Raw genomic sequence first — 15,503 nt, 5'->3', positions numbered from 1 at the left:
AACGTATGTTCCAGCCTTTGGACGAAAAAATTGTCGGACTGTTGAGAGGGGGCAAGCCCCTCCCTTGTCCGATGCTCGCTTTCATCCCAACCCGAAAGGGCTGGGTTTTCCCACTCGCTATTTATAAGGAATAAAATTGACAGAATTCTATACTATTGGTTAAATAGTATGTAACTTATGTGATATCTGAAATATCATATAAGAAATATATCCTACGGGGGAAGGAGGTGGTTCATACTGTCATCCGAGAAGATCTCTGTTAATAAGATTTCTGATCAAGTCGCAGATCGAATCCAAGGGTGGATTGAAGAAGGGCGTTTGAAGTATGGGGATAAGCTCCCTTCTGTTCGGGAGCTGTGTCATCGGTTCGGGGTCGGTAGAACGGCTGTGCGGGACGCGATTACAACACTCAAAGGCAAAGGGCTGGTAACCGTCCGTCGGGGTGAAGGAGCCTTTGTCAACCGATTTGATGCATCGGATTTGTTAAACGATTTATGGTTGGTGAATCGGGAAGAAATTCGGGAAGTGTTACAAGTTCGGAAAATACTAGAACCAGGAGTGGCCGAGGCGGCAGCCGAAAACCGGAACGCGACGGATCTGTCTGAATTAAAAGAGAGATTAATCGAAATGGAATCGGCAGATAACGAATCGGCATGGGAGGCGGACTACCGGTTTCACATGGCGATCGTAAAAGCTACCCGGAATCAGGTTTTGACCCGGTTGATGGAGACTGTTTCCAATGCGACCCAAAATGTCATGTGTGAGTTTCATCGTTCGATCCTGGAAAATCCCCGCCAGACGTTGGAGGTGTCCGGTCAGCACCGACGGATTTATGAGGCGATTCAAGCGGCAGATGGCTCATCTGCCCGGCGCTTGATGTTGGAGCATCTGATGTTTGTGGACCACGTGGTTAGAGATCGGCTATGTGGACAAGATTAAAAAATTATCTGGGGTTGAGGAGGTGAAGGAATGTCTTCGCTCTATTTTGACAACATTCTGCAGTCAGAGAGGATTCGGAAAAGGGCGACTGGGTCCGATCTGTTGGGAAACGGAGCCGAAGTCGCGGTTTATCCGGAGACGGAAACCGAAGTGGCGAAAATCCTGAATGCTGCAAACGAACGGGACTTGAAAGTAGCGGTTACGGGCGGAGGTAGTAAGCTAGGCTTCGGGGGGCTGCGAAAGTCGTATGACCTTGTCGTTTCTCTGAAAAATTTGAAGGGGATTGTAGAGCACCGTACCGGGGACCTGACGCTCACGGCCCGGGCGGGCACACCGATCCGGGAGTTGACCAAAAAGCTGGCAGAGCATCGTCAGATGCTTCCGCTAGACCCCCGCTGGCCCGAAAAGGCCACCCTCGGGGGTGTGATCGCGTCCAACGACACCGGACCCAAACGGCTCTATTACGGAGCTCCGAGAGATGTGGTCATCGGTCTCCGTGTCGTTTATCCGGACGGACGGGTCATCCGGACTGGGGGGAAAGTGGTCAAAAATGTGGCCGGCTATGATATGAATAAGTTGTTCGTGGGTTCGATGGGGACGCTGGGAGTGATCACGGAAGTGACCGTCAAACTGCGGCCGCTCCCCCCCTACGAAAGCCTCGCTCTGGCTGTTTTCAGGGAAGGCAGAGAGGAAGCGGTCCAATCGTTTGTCAATACCTTGCAGCGGTCTCACCTGGAGCCAGTGACCCTCGAATATCTCAATCCTCTCTTGACCCAGCGGTTGGCCGGACCCAACCGGTATGCATTAGCGGTGGCCTTCGAGGGCGGGAAAACTGCCGTGGAAGAACAGCTGAACCGAATCCAAAAGATTTTGCCCGAAGGGGCAGATCTAGAGGTCTTCCGCGAAAAGGAAGCAAAATCATGGTGGGACGAATGGAGCCGCCTTCCTTTCAATGAAACTGCTTCCTCTGAGGCAAACTCCGCAGAAGTCGCCGTCAAGATTGGAACCCACAGCTCCGATGCGGTGGCAGTGGTGAGCCAAGCGACGGAGTTAACCGCAGGTCGAAAGGTGGAAGCCTTGGCCCACGGTGGAACGGGTCACGGAATATCCCGGGCCTATGTCCGGGGAGACGAGGAGGATGTTTTAGATTACTTGACTCAGTTACGTGCCTTTGCCGAGGAGAGAAGGGGCTATCTGGTCGCTGATCACATGGTCTACCCGCTTCGGAAGCGATTTGATGCCTGGGGCACTCGCATGGTTCACCTCCCTTTGATGAAGGGAATCAAGGAGGCCATTGATCCGAAGCGAACACTGAACGACCAACGGTTTGTGGGGGGATTGTGATTATGAGTGGAAACCAAGGTATGAACATAGCCACGACCGAAACGGCGACCTCTCCTTCCAGAAGCCTTGGGAACTACTTAGCGGGGGATGTTCCCGACGAAAACAAATGGGCCGATTGTGTTCATTGCGGTTTATGCCTGGAGGCATGTCCCACTTACCTGGAAACGGGCCATGAACATCAGTCCCCGAGAGGGCGAGTTCACCTGATCAAGTCGGTGGCCGATGGAAAGATTGAGCTGAACGAAAGTTTTATGGATCCGGTGTTCACCTGTCTTGACTGCCGTGCCTGTGAAACCGCCTGTCCGGCCAACGTTCAGGTGGGCGGGTTGATCGAGGAGGCCCGGGGGCAGATCCGGCGGGCGATGCCACTGAAAGGGTGGAGAGGAGCGGTCAGCCGTTTTTTCCTGAACGGTGTGTTTCCAAATCCGGACCGGCTCACCAAGCTCGGGGGTCTCCTGAAATTCTTGAGGAAAAGCGGGCTGTTGGCACTTGCTAGGAAGACCGGCCTGATCAAGGTTCTGCCTTCCCACCTGGAGGAAATGGAGCGGGTCACGCCGGAGATCGGGGTTCCGGTCCGGAAAAAGTTTCCCGAAGTCATCCCTGTCCGGGGAGAAAGGAAAAAGCGGGTGGGACTTCTGACGGGATGCGTTATGGATGTCGTCTTCAGTAACGTGAACGAAGCGACGGTCCGGGTACTGACGCAAAACGGTTACGAGGTTCACGTTCCTCGGGATCAGACCTGTTGTGGGGCCCTTCATGTCCACGCGGGGGATCGCGAATCCGGACGAAAGCTGGCCCGCAAGAACATCGAGGCTTTCAACGATGCGGAGCACGTTCTGGTCAACGCCGCCGGTTGCGGTTGTGCGATGAAGGAGTATCCCGAACTGTTCCGGGAAGATCCGGAGTCCCGGGAGAAGGCGGAAGCCTTTGCCGAAAAAGTGACCGATGTTTCCAAATTTCTCTATGACCATGGCTTTGAACCACCCAAAGGGAGAATCGACGCTAGGGTCACCTATCACGATGCCTGCCACCTCGCCCACGGTCAGGGGGTGCGGGAAGAACCGCGTTCCCTCTTAAGGGAGATTCCCGGGCTGGAGTTGGTGGACATGCCCCATGCGGACCGGTGTTGTGGCAGTGCTGGTATTTATAATCTCACCCACCCCGAAATGGCAGGAGCGATCCTGGAGCAAAAAATGACGTATGTCCCGGAGGAAGTTGAGTTAATCTCCATGGGCAATCCGGGCTGTATGCTACAGATGGCGGTGGGCGTGCTCCGCCACGGACGTAGTGCCAAAGTGGTCCATACCATGGAACTATTGGATCGTTCCTATCAAATCGAAGACCAGACGGGGACCGACCGGGAGGTGTAAAGGTGTTCCGAAAAAAGAAACAGCGGGTGGATCCTTTGATTCAACATTTGATGGCGGTTGTCGGGGAAAAAAATGTGCTTTACCGGCGGGAGGATCTGGTGGCATATGAATGTGACGGGTTCACCCTGTGTCGGGGAGAAGCACGGGCCGTGGTTTTTCCGGCGAACACGGAGGAAGTGGCGGCCGTGGTCCGGCTTCTGAACCGGGAGAATATCCCCTTTATCGCCCGGGGAGCCGGTACGGGGCTGAGCGGCGGAGCGACCCCTCTCGGCGGGGAAGTGATCGTCAGCCTGGTTAAAATGAAAAAACTACTCCAAGTCGACTTTGAAAACCGAATAGCCGTCGTTCAGCCAGGGTATGTCAACCTCAAACTGACCCAGTCGATCGCCGGCGAAGGATACTATTACGCCCCGGATCCCTCCAGCCAGTCCGCCTGCACCATTGGGGGCAACGTCGCTGAGAACGCTGGCGGTGCTCACTGTCTGAAGTACGGGGTGACCACCAACCACATCTTGGGTGCGGAAGTGGTCCTGCCAGACGGTAAAGTGATTCGGCTCGGAGAAGATGGGATACCCGACCTACCTGGCTACGACCTCCTGGGTCTGCTGACGGGATCGGAAGGAACGCTGGGAATCATAACGGAGATCACCGTCCGGATCCTGAAGACCCCGGAAGCGAAGCAGACGATCCTAGCCTATTTTGATGATGTGGAAGAGGGCTCCCAGGCGGTTTCCGACATCATTTCCGCGGGAATCGTGCCGGCAGCCCTGGAGATGATGGATCAGACGGCGATCGAGGCCGTGGAATCCGCCAATTTCCCCGTCGGTCACCCACTCGATGTACAAGCGCTGCTCCTGATCGAGGTAGATGGGATTGCGGCAGAAGTCAGGGAACAGGCAAAAGAGATCGTGGAGGTGTGTCGGCGGCGGAATGTTCGGGAAGTCAAGGTCGCCCGAGATGAAAAGGAGGCCGCTGCTTGGTGGGCTAACCGAAAGACCGGTTTCGGCGCGATGGGGGCCATCTCTCCCGATTATCTCGTCCAGGACGGGGTGATCCCCCGCAGCACACTGCCGGAGGTGTTGAAAAAAATCCGGGAAATTAGTCAGGATACCGGTCTTCGAATTGCGAACATTTTCCATGCCGGGGACGGAAACCTTCACCCACTGATTCTGTTTGACGAGCGGAAGCCGGGGGAAAAGGAACGGGCTTTGGAAGCTGGCTCCCGTTGTTTAAAGGTTTGTGCCGATGTTGGTGGATCCATTACCGGGGAACACGGGGTCGGGATCGAGAAGAAAGAAGAAATGCGCTTTATTTTCACTGATGAAGAGATTGAAGCGCAATTACGGATTCGGGACGTGTTCAACTCCAAAAATCTTCTTAACCCCGACAAACTGTTTCCTAAACCGGGCCGGTGTGCCGAAGTGAAGAAAGAGATCAAAGAGCGGAAGCTGGCGGAAGTCTGACTCAAGACAAACATAACCGACAACGGAGGGATTTCATGTCCGTACAATCAGAAAATTATGTACAAATAGGAAACCTACAGGTGCATTCGGATCTTTACCAGTTTGTGAATTCGGAAGTCCTCCCCGGAAGCGGATTGAGCAGTGAGCAGTTCTGGTCGGATCTGGAAACCTTAATACACGACTTAACGCCGGAAAACAAGGCATTGTTAGCCCGGCGAGATGAGCTGCAAAAGAAAATCAATCAATGGCATCGAGAAAACAAAGGAACAGGGGATCCGGAAAACTATCGATCCTTTTTGAAAGAGATCGGCTACCTCGAACCGGAAGTGGAAGATTTCCAGATTACCACCCAAGGGGTCGACGATGAAATTGCGGTCCAAGCTGGACCCCAGCTGGTCGTTCCCTTAAGCAATGCCCTTGCCCTGAATGCGGCCAACGCCCGCTGGCAAAGCCTTTACGACGCCCTTTACGGAACGGACGCGATCCCTGAAGAAGGTGGAGCTGAACGTCGGGAAACGTACAATCCCACCCGTGGGGAGAAAGTAATTGCCTATGCCAAGGCATTTCTCGATCAGGCGGCTCCATTAAAAGGTGCCTCTCATCAAGAGGCTGTGGGCTATGCCATCAGCAACGGCCAATTGTCTGTTTCCCTGAGCAATGGAGAAACCACCGGTCTCCAAGATGATTCCAAGTTGGCGGGTTATCAGGGGCAACCGGACAACCCTTCGGCGATCTTGTTGAAAAGTAACGGGTTGCATGTAGAAATACAGGTGGACCGCAGTCATCCGATCGGTCAAACGGATTCGGCCGGGGTGAAAGACATTTACCTCGAAGCGGCAGTAACGACGATCATGGATTGCGAAGACTCCGTCGCGGCCGTCGATGCAGAAGACAAAGTGCTGGTGTATCGAAACTGGTTAGGCCTGATCAAAGGAGACTTAACGGCCTCCTTCAAAAAGGGCAATCAAACCGTAACCCGGACCCTCAACCCGGATCGGGTGTATACCTCTCCCACCGGAAAGGATATTACCCTGCCTGGGCGTTCTCTGATGCTGATCCGTAACGTAGGTCACTTAATGACGACGAACGCGGTGTTGGATCGGAACGGACAGGAGGTTCCGGAAGGGATCTTGGATGGTGTGATCACCAGCCTTATTGCCAAACACGACCTTTTAGGAAACGGCCGATATCAAAACTCGGCTGAGGGATCGATCTATATTGTTAAACCGAAAATGCACGGCTCCCAAGAAGTGGCTTTTGCCGGCAAGCTGTTTGACCGGGTGGAAGACATGCTCGATCTTAAACGGAATACCCTGAAAATCGGGGTGATGGACGAGGAACGCCGGACCACGTTAAATCTGAAAGCCTGCATCCGTCAAGTCAAGGATCGGATTGTGTTCATTAATACCGGATTCCTGGACAGAACCGGCGACGAAATTCATACGTCCATGGAAGCCGGACCGATGATTCGCAAAAATGACATGAAAACCTCCAAATGGCTACAAGGCTATGAACGTTCCAACGTGAATGCCGGTTTGACCAGTGGTTTCCAAGGACGCGCTCAGATCGGCAAAGGTATGTGGGCCATGCCCGACCGGATGGCGGATATGTTGGAGCAAAAGGGCGGTCAACTGAAAGCGGGTGCCAATACTGCATGGGTGCCGTCCCCAACCGCCGCTGCCTTACACACTATCCACTATCATCAAGTGGATGTCACTGAGGTGCAAAAGGATTTGGCCGACAGCTCTAAAGACTTCCGAGATGATATCTTGGAAATTCCAGTGGCCGAAAACCCCGATTGGAGCCCGGAAGAGATTCAGCAGGAACTGGACAACAACGCCCAAGGGATCTTGGGCTATGTGGTTCGTTGGGTCGAGCAGGGTGTCGGTTGCTCCAAAGTGCCGGATATCAATAACGTGGGGCTGATGGAGGACCGAGCTACGCTGCGGATCTCCAGTCAACACATGGCCAATTGGCTTTACCACGGAATTTGTACGAAAGAACAGGTACTCGAGACGTTGAAACGCATGGCCAAAGTGGTCGATGAGCAAAACGCCGGAGATCCCCATTACCGTCCCATGTCGGATGACTTTGAGAACTCCGTCGCGTTTCAAGCGGCCTGCGACCTTGTGTTCAAAGGCTGTGAGCAACCCAATGGTTACACCGAGCCGATCTTGCATCACCGGCGCTTGGAAGCCAAGGCCAAGAGAGTAGCCGGTAAGGCCTAAAACAAATCTCGAGGTGGCTACCGTGTCTTGAAGTTATTTTTCGACCGGGTGGACCACCTGTACAAATCAAAAGAACCCAGTGGCAACAGAAGGGCTCGCTGGGTTCTTTCCTATTTATCCGATACAGGGTAAATAAAGGATAACTTCCATAGGTGATCCTCTTCATTTCTCCGCTTGCGCATCCCATCCTTGCTCTACCGACTCTGCCAGCAGGTCGATCAGGTGGACAGCGTGCATACGGTCTTCCAGTCCGGCCCGGCGAATACCGAGCTGCATTTGGAGGAGGCAGCCGGGATTGGAGGTTACGAGGACGTCTGCCTCAACGCCTTCATACAATGTAAACAAGATAGGGGCACCCGCTTTCAAGCTTCCGGTTGTGCCCCCAAGCTCCGGTAGGTATCCCGCAGGCGGTATTTCATAATTTTCCCAGACGGAGTGCGAGGCAGTTCGTTGACGAAAACCACATACCTCGGCTTTTTATACCCCGCCAAACGCGATTTGCAGTAGTCGAGAATCTCCTGTTCACTCAGATCCGAGCCGGGCTGTGGCACGATGACGGCACACACAGTTTCAATGTATTTGGGGTCGGGCACTCCGATGATCGCTACGTCGCGAACCTTAGGATGCTGGATCAACACGTTTTCCAATTCAGCCGGGTAGATATTCTCACCACCACTACGGATCATGTCTTTTTTGCGACCGGCCATAATGAGATAACCGTCTTCGTCGATGCGCCCCAAGTCTCCGGTACGACACCACCCGTCGACGAAGGTCTCCCGTGTGGCCTCTGGTTTACGCCAGTACTCGTGGGCGACAACGGGACTTCTAATCCAGATTTCGCCCACCTCTCTTTTCCCCAGGGATCGGCCGTCATCGTCAGCGATCTTGATTTCGGTGAGCGGCATGGGTTTGCCTACAGTGTGTCCCTTATGGTAAACGTCTTCGGGATCGAGACACGCTGCGATCGGAGTGCCTTCGGTCAATCCGTAGACCTGAACCAACCCCACGTGGGGGAATTGCTCGTGCAACCGTTCGATCGCCCACGGTAAGACCGGGTCGCCCCCTGAGACAATGACTTTCAGGTGTTCAAGTTTGTAGGCGTCCAGATCCGGAAGATTCAACATCTCGTAGATCATAAAGGGGAACAAGAAGACATGGGTCACCCGGTTATGCTCCACGGCGTTCAAAACGCGCCGAATATCAAAGCCACCACTTTTGGTGATGATGACTTGTGCTCCGACCAGCAGGCCCGGCAATGCCAAGTCTTCCAAAGCGCCGACGTGGTACAGGGGACCAGTCGTCATACAGACGTCGGAGGGCTGTAGATTCCACTTTAGGGCTTGGATAGTGGCGAACCAAAGGGTGTTGTTGTGGGTCCACAGGGCACCTTTGGGTCTCCCTGTGGTGCCTGATGTGTACATCAGCATGACAGCCTCGCTCCCTGACAGCCAGGGAGGATCAGACAGAACAGGCTCGTTGTGCTCCAAGGTATCCCAAGGAAGGCACCATTCTGGAATGTCACCTTCTCGGGCAAGGCATACGTAGTGCTTGACAGGGACAGAATCCCGGATGGAAGTTAATCGCTCCAAGAATGCCCTTTCGAAACAGAGGGTATGGGTGTCCGAATCCTGCAAAGCATACTCGAGTTCTTCGCTCGACAGCCTGAAATTCAACCGAACGGCAATGGCGCCAAGCTTTGCAGCTGCAAAATAAACGGCCCAGTACTCTAGGCAGTTGTACAACAGAATCCCGACCCAGTCCCCTTTGCCTACCCCCATCTTGCGCAAGGCGTTTGCGTATGAATCAGATAACGCGTGAAGTTGCTCATAGGTCCACGAGGGGCCGTTATCTAACAGAACGGCCGTTTTCCCTCCGTCGACAGCCCGCGCGTCCTGGACGGTTCTCCTTAGTAGAAAAGAGACATCCATGGGTCTCCCCTCTTCCTTTAAGAGATAAAATACGTTTCACACAAAAAATGCCATTTTCCGAAGATGGGCCGACTTTGATGGAATGCGGTGGCGGGCCTCTATTCCCAAGCCACCAGTTTAATGTGATCGGCGAATGTAAATCATTCAAACAAATGCAACAAAACAATATATACTAATTATGGACAAAACTCGAATATCCCTTCAAAGTTTATCATCCGTTACAAGTACCAGGGTTAAATTTCCACGCTTAGCATTCCTGTAACAAAAGAAAAGGCGTTTTGAAAAAGCGAAGTACCTCCTGCTAACATACGGGGTGTCAGGTGCTAGCACTGACTGTGTTTAAAAGTACATTTTACCCGAAATGGTACGGGGACTCCTTAAATGACTCCTACTTTGCTTATCAGACGGGCAAACGCCTGTCTTTTTATTGATAGAATCTTGGGACAGCAAAAAGAGGTTGCTGAATAAAACAGCTCACACTCCTCTTTGGTACTTGGGATTGATCTGCCTCACTGAAAGCCTTCACCGCAGCAACTCGGCCAGGCTCTCCCTTCCATTTTAGTTGTCACAAAACACATGCCATAGGGGTGTTATTCACTTACTAAATTTTGTACTTCCGTCGGGTTTTTGCGGTATCCGTTTGTGAAGTGGTCAAATAATTTTCGATATTCGCTGGGTGTTTTACCCTCCAAGCGTTTAAATGTAGTGGAAAAGTAACTGGCGCTCATGAATCCCATGTAATTAGAAATCACTTCAATCGGAAGGGACGTGATTTTGAGCAGTCCTTTCGACTTTTCCACACGATAGCGGGTGAGGTACTCGATGAATGTAGTCCCCGTTTCCGATTTGAACAGGCGGCTGAAGTGGGAAGGGCTTAAATAGACATGGTTGGCCACTTCTTTTAATGTGATGGGTTCTTGGTATTTTAATTGAATATACCGAATGGCCGTTTCGATCGGATTGGTATAATCGGTTTTCACTTTATCCAGAAAATCGGTCTCGGACATCATTTCTTCACTTCTTTGCTCAACTCATGGATCATCAACCGATCGAAGATGGACAGCAGTTCGCTTTTTAGAACGGGTTTTAATAAATAAGCGGAAAAGCCGACATTCATACACCGCTGCACTAGTTAGAACAGCTTCAGCTGTGTAAGGACGATCACCGGCAATTGGGAGTACAGCTCACGGGCCATTTTCCCCAGTACGAAACCGTCCATGTCGGGCAGGGACAAATCCAAAATGAGAACGCTGGGTCGGATATTCTTAAGGATGGACATCCCTTGGTGAGCTTGTTTCCACTTCATGGATGTAAGGTAGTTGTATGAAGCACTACGTAAGAAACTTCCCGAGATCCAGTCGTTTCAATGTGCTTCCAGCATCGATGAACGGGAAGTGGGATCCGCGGCGGTAGCCGCACCGATCTTTGATATCAACGGTATAGTGAATGCTAGCCTGCCGTTTCAGCTCCTGCCCACCGTTTCACACCAGAGACCGTGGAGCGATTGCTCTTATTGGTCAAAAGGGAAGCGATGACGATTTCCCGACAACTTGGTTTTTTGGAAGTGAGGTAATCCCATGGAAGGCAGAAGCGCTCTGGATGCATACGCCGACGGTCAAGCTTGGTGGATGACATCGAACAGCCGCATATCGAAAAACCAGATCGATATCCGTGGGTATCCCATCGAGGATCTGATTGGCAATCTGACCTACAGCCAAATGCTTTATCTTTTATTATGCGGAGAACGGATCAGTGAGAGGAAAGCCCACCTCTTGGAAAGCGTCCTGGTGGTGGGAGCCGATCACGGTCCCCGAGCGCGTATGGCCGCCACGTGCGGAATTTCCTTCAACTCCTGCGTCTTCACTGGAATCAATCTTTTGGGAGACATCCACGGGTGAGCAGTGGAAAATGCGATGACGTTATTCTACCGTGCGAAAGAGTGGCGGGGCAGGTAATTTCAGAATCATCATCGAATACTAAAAAATAGGAAAATGAATATCGAGGGGTATCTGCTGCCATCCAGTGTGAACTGGGCATCCCGGCGGAAGCGGCCAAAGGGGTTTTCTCCCTTTCCAGAGGGATGGGCATTGTCGCTCACGCATTTGAGGAGTACATGAACGGGGTTCGGATCAAAGGACCTTGTCCCGACAGGGAAGACCTGGTTCAATACCGGGGGCCATTACACCGTCGCATGGGAAAGACGGTTGGAGAATCATGAAAACGGATGCAGGTCTTTATATCGATGGAAAGTGGATCCGTGAAGATCGGGAAACGTCACCCTCAGTAAAATTGTATGCGTTTTAACGCCCCGGTAGCAGGAGCGCCGAATCCAGCATGTCTTTGCGGTTGGTCGCAGCTACCACCAACACCTGAACTTCCTGATTCGTTGTGATCGACTCTCCGGGACAAGGGTTACTTTCCCCGGGATTAGCATATCTCTTCATCGACACCCGTATATAACTGGAGGTGGGAAGTGTGAAAGATTCCAGTAAGGGCCCTCTTTCAGGATTACGTATCATCGATATTGCAACGGTCTACGCGGCACCGTTCGCTGCGTCTTTACTCGGAGATTACGGTGCAGAGGTTCTTAAAGTAGAGTTACCAGGGAAAGGGGATCCCGTCCGCGGATTTCCGCCGATGGAAGGAGAGGAATCTCTCCCTTGGGCAGCGATATCAAGAAACAAACGTGCGATTACCCTTGATTTAAGAAAGGAAAAGGGACAAGAAATATTCTTGCGTTTGTTGAAAGACCAGGATCTCTTGTTCGAGAATTTTCGGCCGGGGACACTGGATCGTTGGGGGCTTGACGAAGAACGTTTGCGCGCGGCGAACCCGAACCTCATTATCGTCCATGTCAGCGGATACGGCCAAACCGGACCATACAAGAAAAAGGCGGGGTTTGGCACTTCGGCAACGGCATTCAGCGGGTATACAGGAATAACAGGTTACCCTAATCACCCACCGTTATCTCCGCCGATTTCCCTTGCTGACTATGTTACCGGTATCTTTGCTGCACTCGGGGCGATGGCTGCGCTCTACCATCGTGATGCACATGATGGCGATCCACAAAACATAGATATTGCGCTCTATGAATCGATGTTTCGATTGTTAGAAAACGACACAGCAGCATATAGTAGGTTAGGTGTGGTTCGGGAACGGGCCGGGAATGAACTTTCTACTGCTGTTCCGGTAGGGACCTTTCAAAGTGCCGATAAGAAATGGCTAGTTTTAACGGCAAGTACTGATCGCACGTTTTACCGGCTCGCCGAATTAATGGGAAGGGCTGATATGAAAACGGATCCAAGATATTCGAAGAATCATGAGCGTGTCAAGCGGCGTTCCGAAGTAACGGAGATCGTTTCTAATTGGTTTAGCAACTATACAGCTCAGGAGATACAGGAATTATGTGATAAGAATGGTGTTCCTGTATCACCTATATATAGTATAGATGATATTTTCCAAGATCCTCAGTATGCGGCGCGACAAGCAATTGTAGAGGTTGATCACCCGTCCCTTGGAAAGGTGAAACTCCCAGGGATTGTGCCGAAATTTTCGAAAACCCCTGGATCAATTATAAGGACAGGGGCAACTTTAGGGGAGCACAATATAGAAATCTATACAGATCTTGGACTCTCAAAAAGCGAAATTAACAGTCTGATTAAGGAGGGGGTCATTTAATGGCTAAGTTAAAGCTTCCTGATTTTGTTCAGGTAAAAGAGGTTGGTCCGCGCGATGGATTTCAAATGGAGAAACAGTTTATTCCAACTGAAGAGAAAATTAGAATCATTAATGCCCTCTCGCGGACTGGTGTGTCTGCGATTCAGGTGACGTCGGTCGTTCATCCTAGGGCAGCCCCGCAGCTTACGGATGCCGAGGAGGTCATGGCAAAGATAGATCGCAGGCAAGGCGTATCTTATAGTGTTTTGGTTCCCAATTTACGGGGAGCGGAACGTGCTGCTCCTATGGAAGCCGATGAATGGGAATTGATGCTTTCGGTCAGTGAATCACATAATCGGGCGAATGCTAACCAGTCTGTCAACGAAAGCCTGAAAGGTCACAAAAAGGTAATGGAATTGGCAGATAAAAACGGTGTCAAGGTACGAGGGGGAATGGCGACAGCACTTGGCTGCCCATTCGAAGGCCCCCTTTGGACAAGTTCTAAAAGTAGCGGAAGCGTATTATAACATGGGGATTCGTTCATTGAGTGTAGCGGATACGGTCGGAGTCGCTGACCCGCGCCTTGTCTATGAGACAATGACACAATTGCAAGACCGCTTCCCGGATGTTGAATTTAATCTCCATCTGCACAACACCCGAGGAATGGCGCTGGCAAATGTGATGGCAGGCATACAGGCAGGAGTTCGATCCTTCGACGCTTCAATAGGTGGACTTGGCGGATGCCCTTATGCTCCAGGTGCAACGGGGAATGTGTCAAGCGAGGATCTGATCCACATGCTCGATTTAATGGGCATTCAAAATGGTATTAACCTGACTGAAATGTTAGCTATAGCTGATGACGTACGTCAGCTTGTTAACCATCCGCTAGAGAGCACCGTCTTGAGGGCTGGAATAGCTGATCAGCTTCATGCGGCACCGGCAGCACAACACAAAGTGGGGGACTAGCTTCTCGGGAGCTAATAAAAAAAATTAAATGTGAGGATGGTACAAATGAAAGATAATAGTGTGAAAGGCCGTATACTATTTTTTATTGTAATGGCCATGACTTTAGTTCTAAGTGCTTGCAGTAGCGCCTCTTCACCAAGCTCAGGCAATGGTGCAAACGACTTTTATTCAAAGGGAAGGCCTGTCACTCTTATTGCCCCTGCAGCGCCTGGGAGTGGGTGGGATGTCACAGCCAGAGCATTGAACACAACATTGGAAAAAGAAAGATTAATAGATTTTCCATTGCAAGTTGTGAACGAACCTGGGGCAACAGGTGCCGTTTCACTGTCTCAACTAGCTACACAGGACAAAGGGGATGCCTATTCAGTCAGTATTACATCTACGCCTATCATGTCTAATTATCTTCGCGGAGATTCTAAGTACAGTTATAAAGACGTGACGATGATTGCCCGTCTTGTAACAGAATATTATATGGTCGTTGTGCCTAAAGACTCACCGTACAAATCACTAAAAGATCTCATCGATGCGGTAAAGAAAAATCCGAAATCCGTGAGTATTGGTGCGTCGGGGGATGACCGCTTGCCATTCGCGTTATTAGTGAACGAAGAGGGAGGAAACCCGCAGAAAATTAATTACATCACTTATGAGGGCGGCGGCGAGATTTCAAATGCCTTGTTAAATGGTGATTTGGACGCAGCCGTTTCGGGTGTCAGTGAATTTAGAGGTCAGGTCGAGGCGGGGAATTTCCGTGGTCTCGCTGTGACAAGCGGGAAAAGACTTGGCGGTGTCGTTAAGGACGTTCCCACGGCTTCCGAAGCAGGCGTAGATGTTACATTTGGTAACTGGCGCGGGTTAATGGGGCCGCCGGACATGCCAAAAGAAGCCGTAACCTATTGGCAAGATACAATCGATAAAGCACTAAAAACAGATACATGGAAAGATTTCGTTAAGAAAAACCAATGGGAGACAACCTTCATGAAAGGTGAAGAATTTCAACAATACCTTAATGAATCAAACAGCGACATAAAAACAGGGCTTCAAAAAACGGGTGAAATTAAATAAGGGACAACATGCATGCCATGAAGGGGTGGTACCTTGAATAATATTGCTGCTGGCTCAGTATCTTTACTAGTTTCCTTGATTTACACCATTTTTGCATTTCAAATCCCTCCATCATCATTTAAATCGGCACAAGTAGAACCTGATTTATTTCCGATTATTATCGGAAGTCTGTGGATTTTGGCCTCCCTCGTACTATTAATACGGGGGGGAATTCAAAACCGCACTGTAACAGTGAAAGGGATAAATGGGACGGAAAAAGCATCCGAAGAAAATGATCAAGAAATTGATGATGATAATTTACTAAAACAGGACCGCGGTAAACTTATTGTCATTTTGCTGCTGATTCTTGTTTACATTATTTTATTTATTCCACTTGGTTATATAATCTCAACCGCAATATTTATCGCAAGTCTAACAATGTATCTGGAAAGAAAACAATGGATACGTAATCTCATTTACGCCATTCTTTTTCCCATTATTGTATATCTGGTGTTTAATTACTTATTAGCAGTTAATTTGCCAACGTAACTTTTTTTAGAGAGTAGG

The 15,503-nt window shown here is 50.7% G+C and carries 15 protein-coding genes; 12 read left to right on the top strand and 3 right to left on the bottom strand.

Annotation, left to right across the window (positions count from 1 at the left end; translation table 11 throughout):
- Positions 1 to 186: 186 nt before the first annotated feature.
- The 6 genes from IEW70_RS16500 (at position 187) to IEW70_RS18740 (ending at position 7,765) form a co-directional block, all read left to right on the top strand.
- On the top strand, positions 187 to 939 hold the full coding sequence (locus IEW70_RS16500) for a FadR/GntR family transcriptional regulator (RefSeq protein ID WP_308423184.1): 753 nt from the start codon (positions 187 to 189) through the stop codon (positions 937 to 939).
- A gap of 30 nt (positions 940 to 969) precedes the next feature.
- The gene (locus IEW70_RS16495) at positions 970 to 2,283 is read left to right on the top strand and encodes an FAD-binding oxidoreductase (protein WP_188649010.1); all 1,314 of its coding nucleotides are present in this window, start codon (positions 970 to 972) and stop codon (positions 2,281 to 2,283) included.
- A gap of 20 nt (positions 2,284 to 2,303) precedes the next feature.
- Entirely contained in the window at positions 2,304 to 3,653 is a 1,350-nt protein-coding gene (locus IEW70_RS16490) for a (Fe-S)-binding protein (RefSeq protein ID WP_188649014.1), read from the top strand.
- 50 nt (positions 3,654 to 3,703) lie between these two features.
- On the top strand, positions 3,704 to 5,116 hold the full coding sequence (locus IEW70_RS16485) for an FAD-linked oxidase C-terminal domain-containing protein (RefSeq protein WP_188649013.1): 1,413 nt from the start codon (positions 3,704 to 3,706) through the stop codon (positions 5,114 to 5,116).
- 35 nt (positions 5,117 to 5,151) lie between these two features.
- A complete protein-coding gene (locus IEW70_RS16480; protein ID WP_188649009.1) occupies positions 5,152 to 7,344 on the top strand; it encodes a malate synthase G in 2,193 nt (730 codons plus the stop codon).
- A gap of 139 nt (positions 7,345 to 7,483) precedes the next feature.
- On the top strand, positions 7,484 to 7,765 hold the full coding sequence (locus tag IEW70_RS18740; RefSeq protein WP_505712061.1) for a DUF6485 family protein: 282 nt from the start codon (positions 7,484 to 7,486) through the stop codon (positions 7,763 to 7,765).
- Here IEW70_RS18740 and IEW70_RS16470 read toward each other — a convergent pair.
- From IEW70_RS16470 to IEW70_RS17970, 3 genes are all read right to left on the bottom strand, one after another.
- Positions 7,707 to 9,272 carry a class I adenylate-forming enzyme family protein gene (locus IEW70_RS16470; protein ID WP_188649008.1) on the bottom strand — a complete coding sequence of 522 codons (1,566 nt, stop codon included), beginning with the start codon at positions 9,270 to 9,272 and terminating at the stop codon, positions 7,707 to 7,709. The two genes, IEW70_RS18740 and IEW70_RS16470, sit on opposite strands and share 59 nt — an antisense overlap.
- Positions 9,273 to 9,862: 590 nt before the next feature.
- On the bottom strand, positions 9,863 to 10,282 hold the full coding sequence (locus tag IEW70_RS17975; protein ID WP_229752051.1) for a helix-turn-helix transcriptional regulator: 420 nt from the start codon (positions 10,280 to 10,282) through the stop codon (positions 9,863 to 9,865).
- A gap of 122 nt (positions 10,283 to 10,404) precedes the next feature.
- Entirely contained in the window at positions 10,405 to 10,551 is a 147-nt protein-coding gene (locus IEW70_RS17970; RefSeq protein ID WP_229752050.1) for a response regulator, read from the bottom strand.
- A gap of 298 nt (positions 10,552 to 10,849) precedes the next feature.
- On the opposite strand from IEW70_RS17970, the gene IEW70_RS18685 reads away from it, so the two are divergent.
- From IEW70_RS18685 to IEW70_RS16435, 6 genes are all read left to right on the top strand, one after another.
- A complete protein-coding gene (locus IEW70_RS18685; protein ID WP_229752048.1) occupies positions 10,850 to 11,170 on the top strand; it encodes a citrate synthase family protein in 321 nt (106 codons plus the stop codon).
- Between the two features lie 577 nt (positions 11,171 to 11,747).
- On the top strand, positions 11,748 to 12,950 hold the full coding sequence (locus IEW70_RS16450; RefSeq protein WP_188649007.1) for a CaiB/BaiF CoA transferase family protein: 1,203 nt from the start codon (positions 11,748 to 11,750) through the stop codon (positions 12,948 to 12,950).
- Positions 12,950 to 13,456, top strand: coding sequence for a hydroxymethylglutaryl-CoA lyase-like TIM-barrel protein (locus IEW70_RS17960; protein WP_229752047.1), 507 nt, complete (start codon positions 12,950 to 12,952; stop codon positions 13,454 to 13,456). Before IEW70_RS16450 ends, IEW70_RS17960 begins: the two co-directional genes overlap by 1 nt.
- 1 nt (position 13,457) lies before the next feature.
- Complete coding sequence (locus tag IEW70_RS17955; protein ID WP_373285991.1) at positions 13,458 to 13,895, top strand: hydroxymethylglutaryl-CoA lyase-like TIM-barrel protein; 438 nt, start codon at positions 13,458 to 13,460, stop codon at positions 13,893 to 13,895.
- A gap of 45 nt (positions 13,896 to 13,940) precedes the next feature.
- Positions 13,941 to 14,957, top strand: a complete 1,017-nt coding sequence (locus IEW70_RS16440; RefSeq protein ID WP_188649006.1) for a tripartite tricarboxylate transporter substrate binding protein — start codon at positions 13,941 to 13,943, stop codon at positions 14,955 to 14,957.
- Between the two features lie 33 nt (positions 14,958 to 14,990).
- Positions 14,991 to 15,485, top strand: coding sequence for a tripartite tricarboxylate transporter TctB family protein (locus IEW70_RS16435; RefSeq protein ID WP_188649005.1), 495 nt, complete (start codon positions 14,991 to 14,993; stop codon positions 15,483 to 15,485).
- Positions 15,486 to 15,503: the final 18 nt, after the last annotated feature.

It is taken from the genome of Marinithermofilum abyssi (assembly GCF_014641195.1).
Lineage (GTDB): Bacteria > Bacillota > Bacilli > Thermoactinomycetales > DSM-45169 > Marinithermofilum > Marinithermofilum abyssi.
This window is presented reverse-complemented; position numbering and strand designations above follow the sequence as displayed.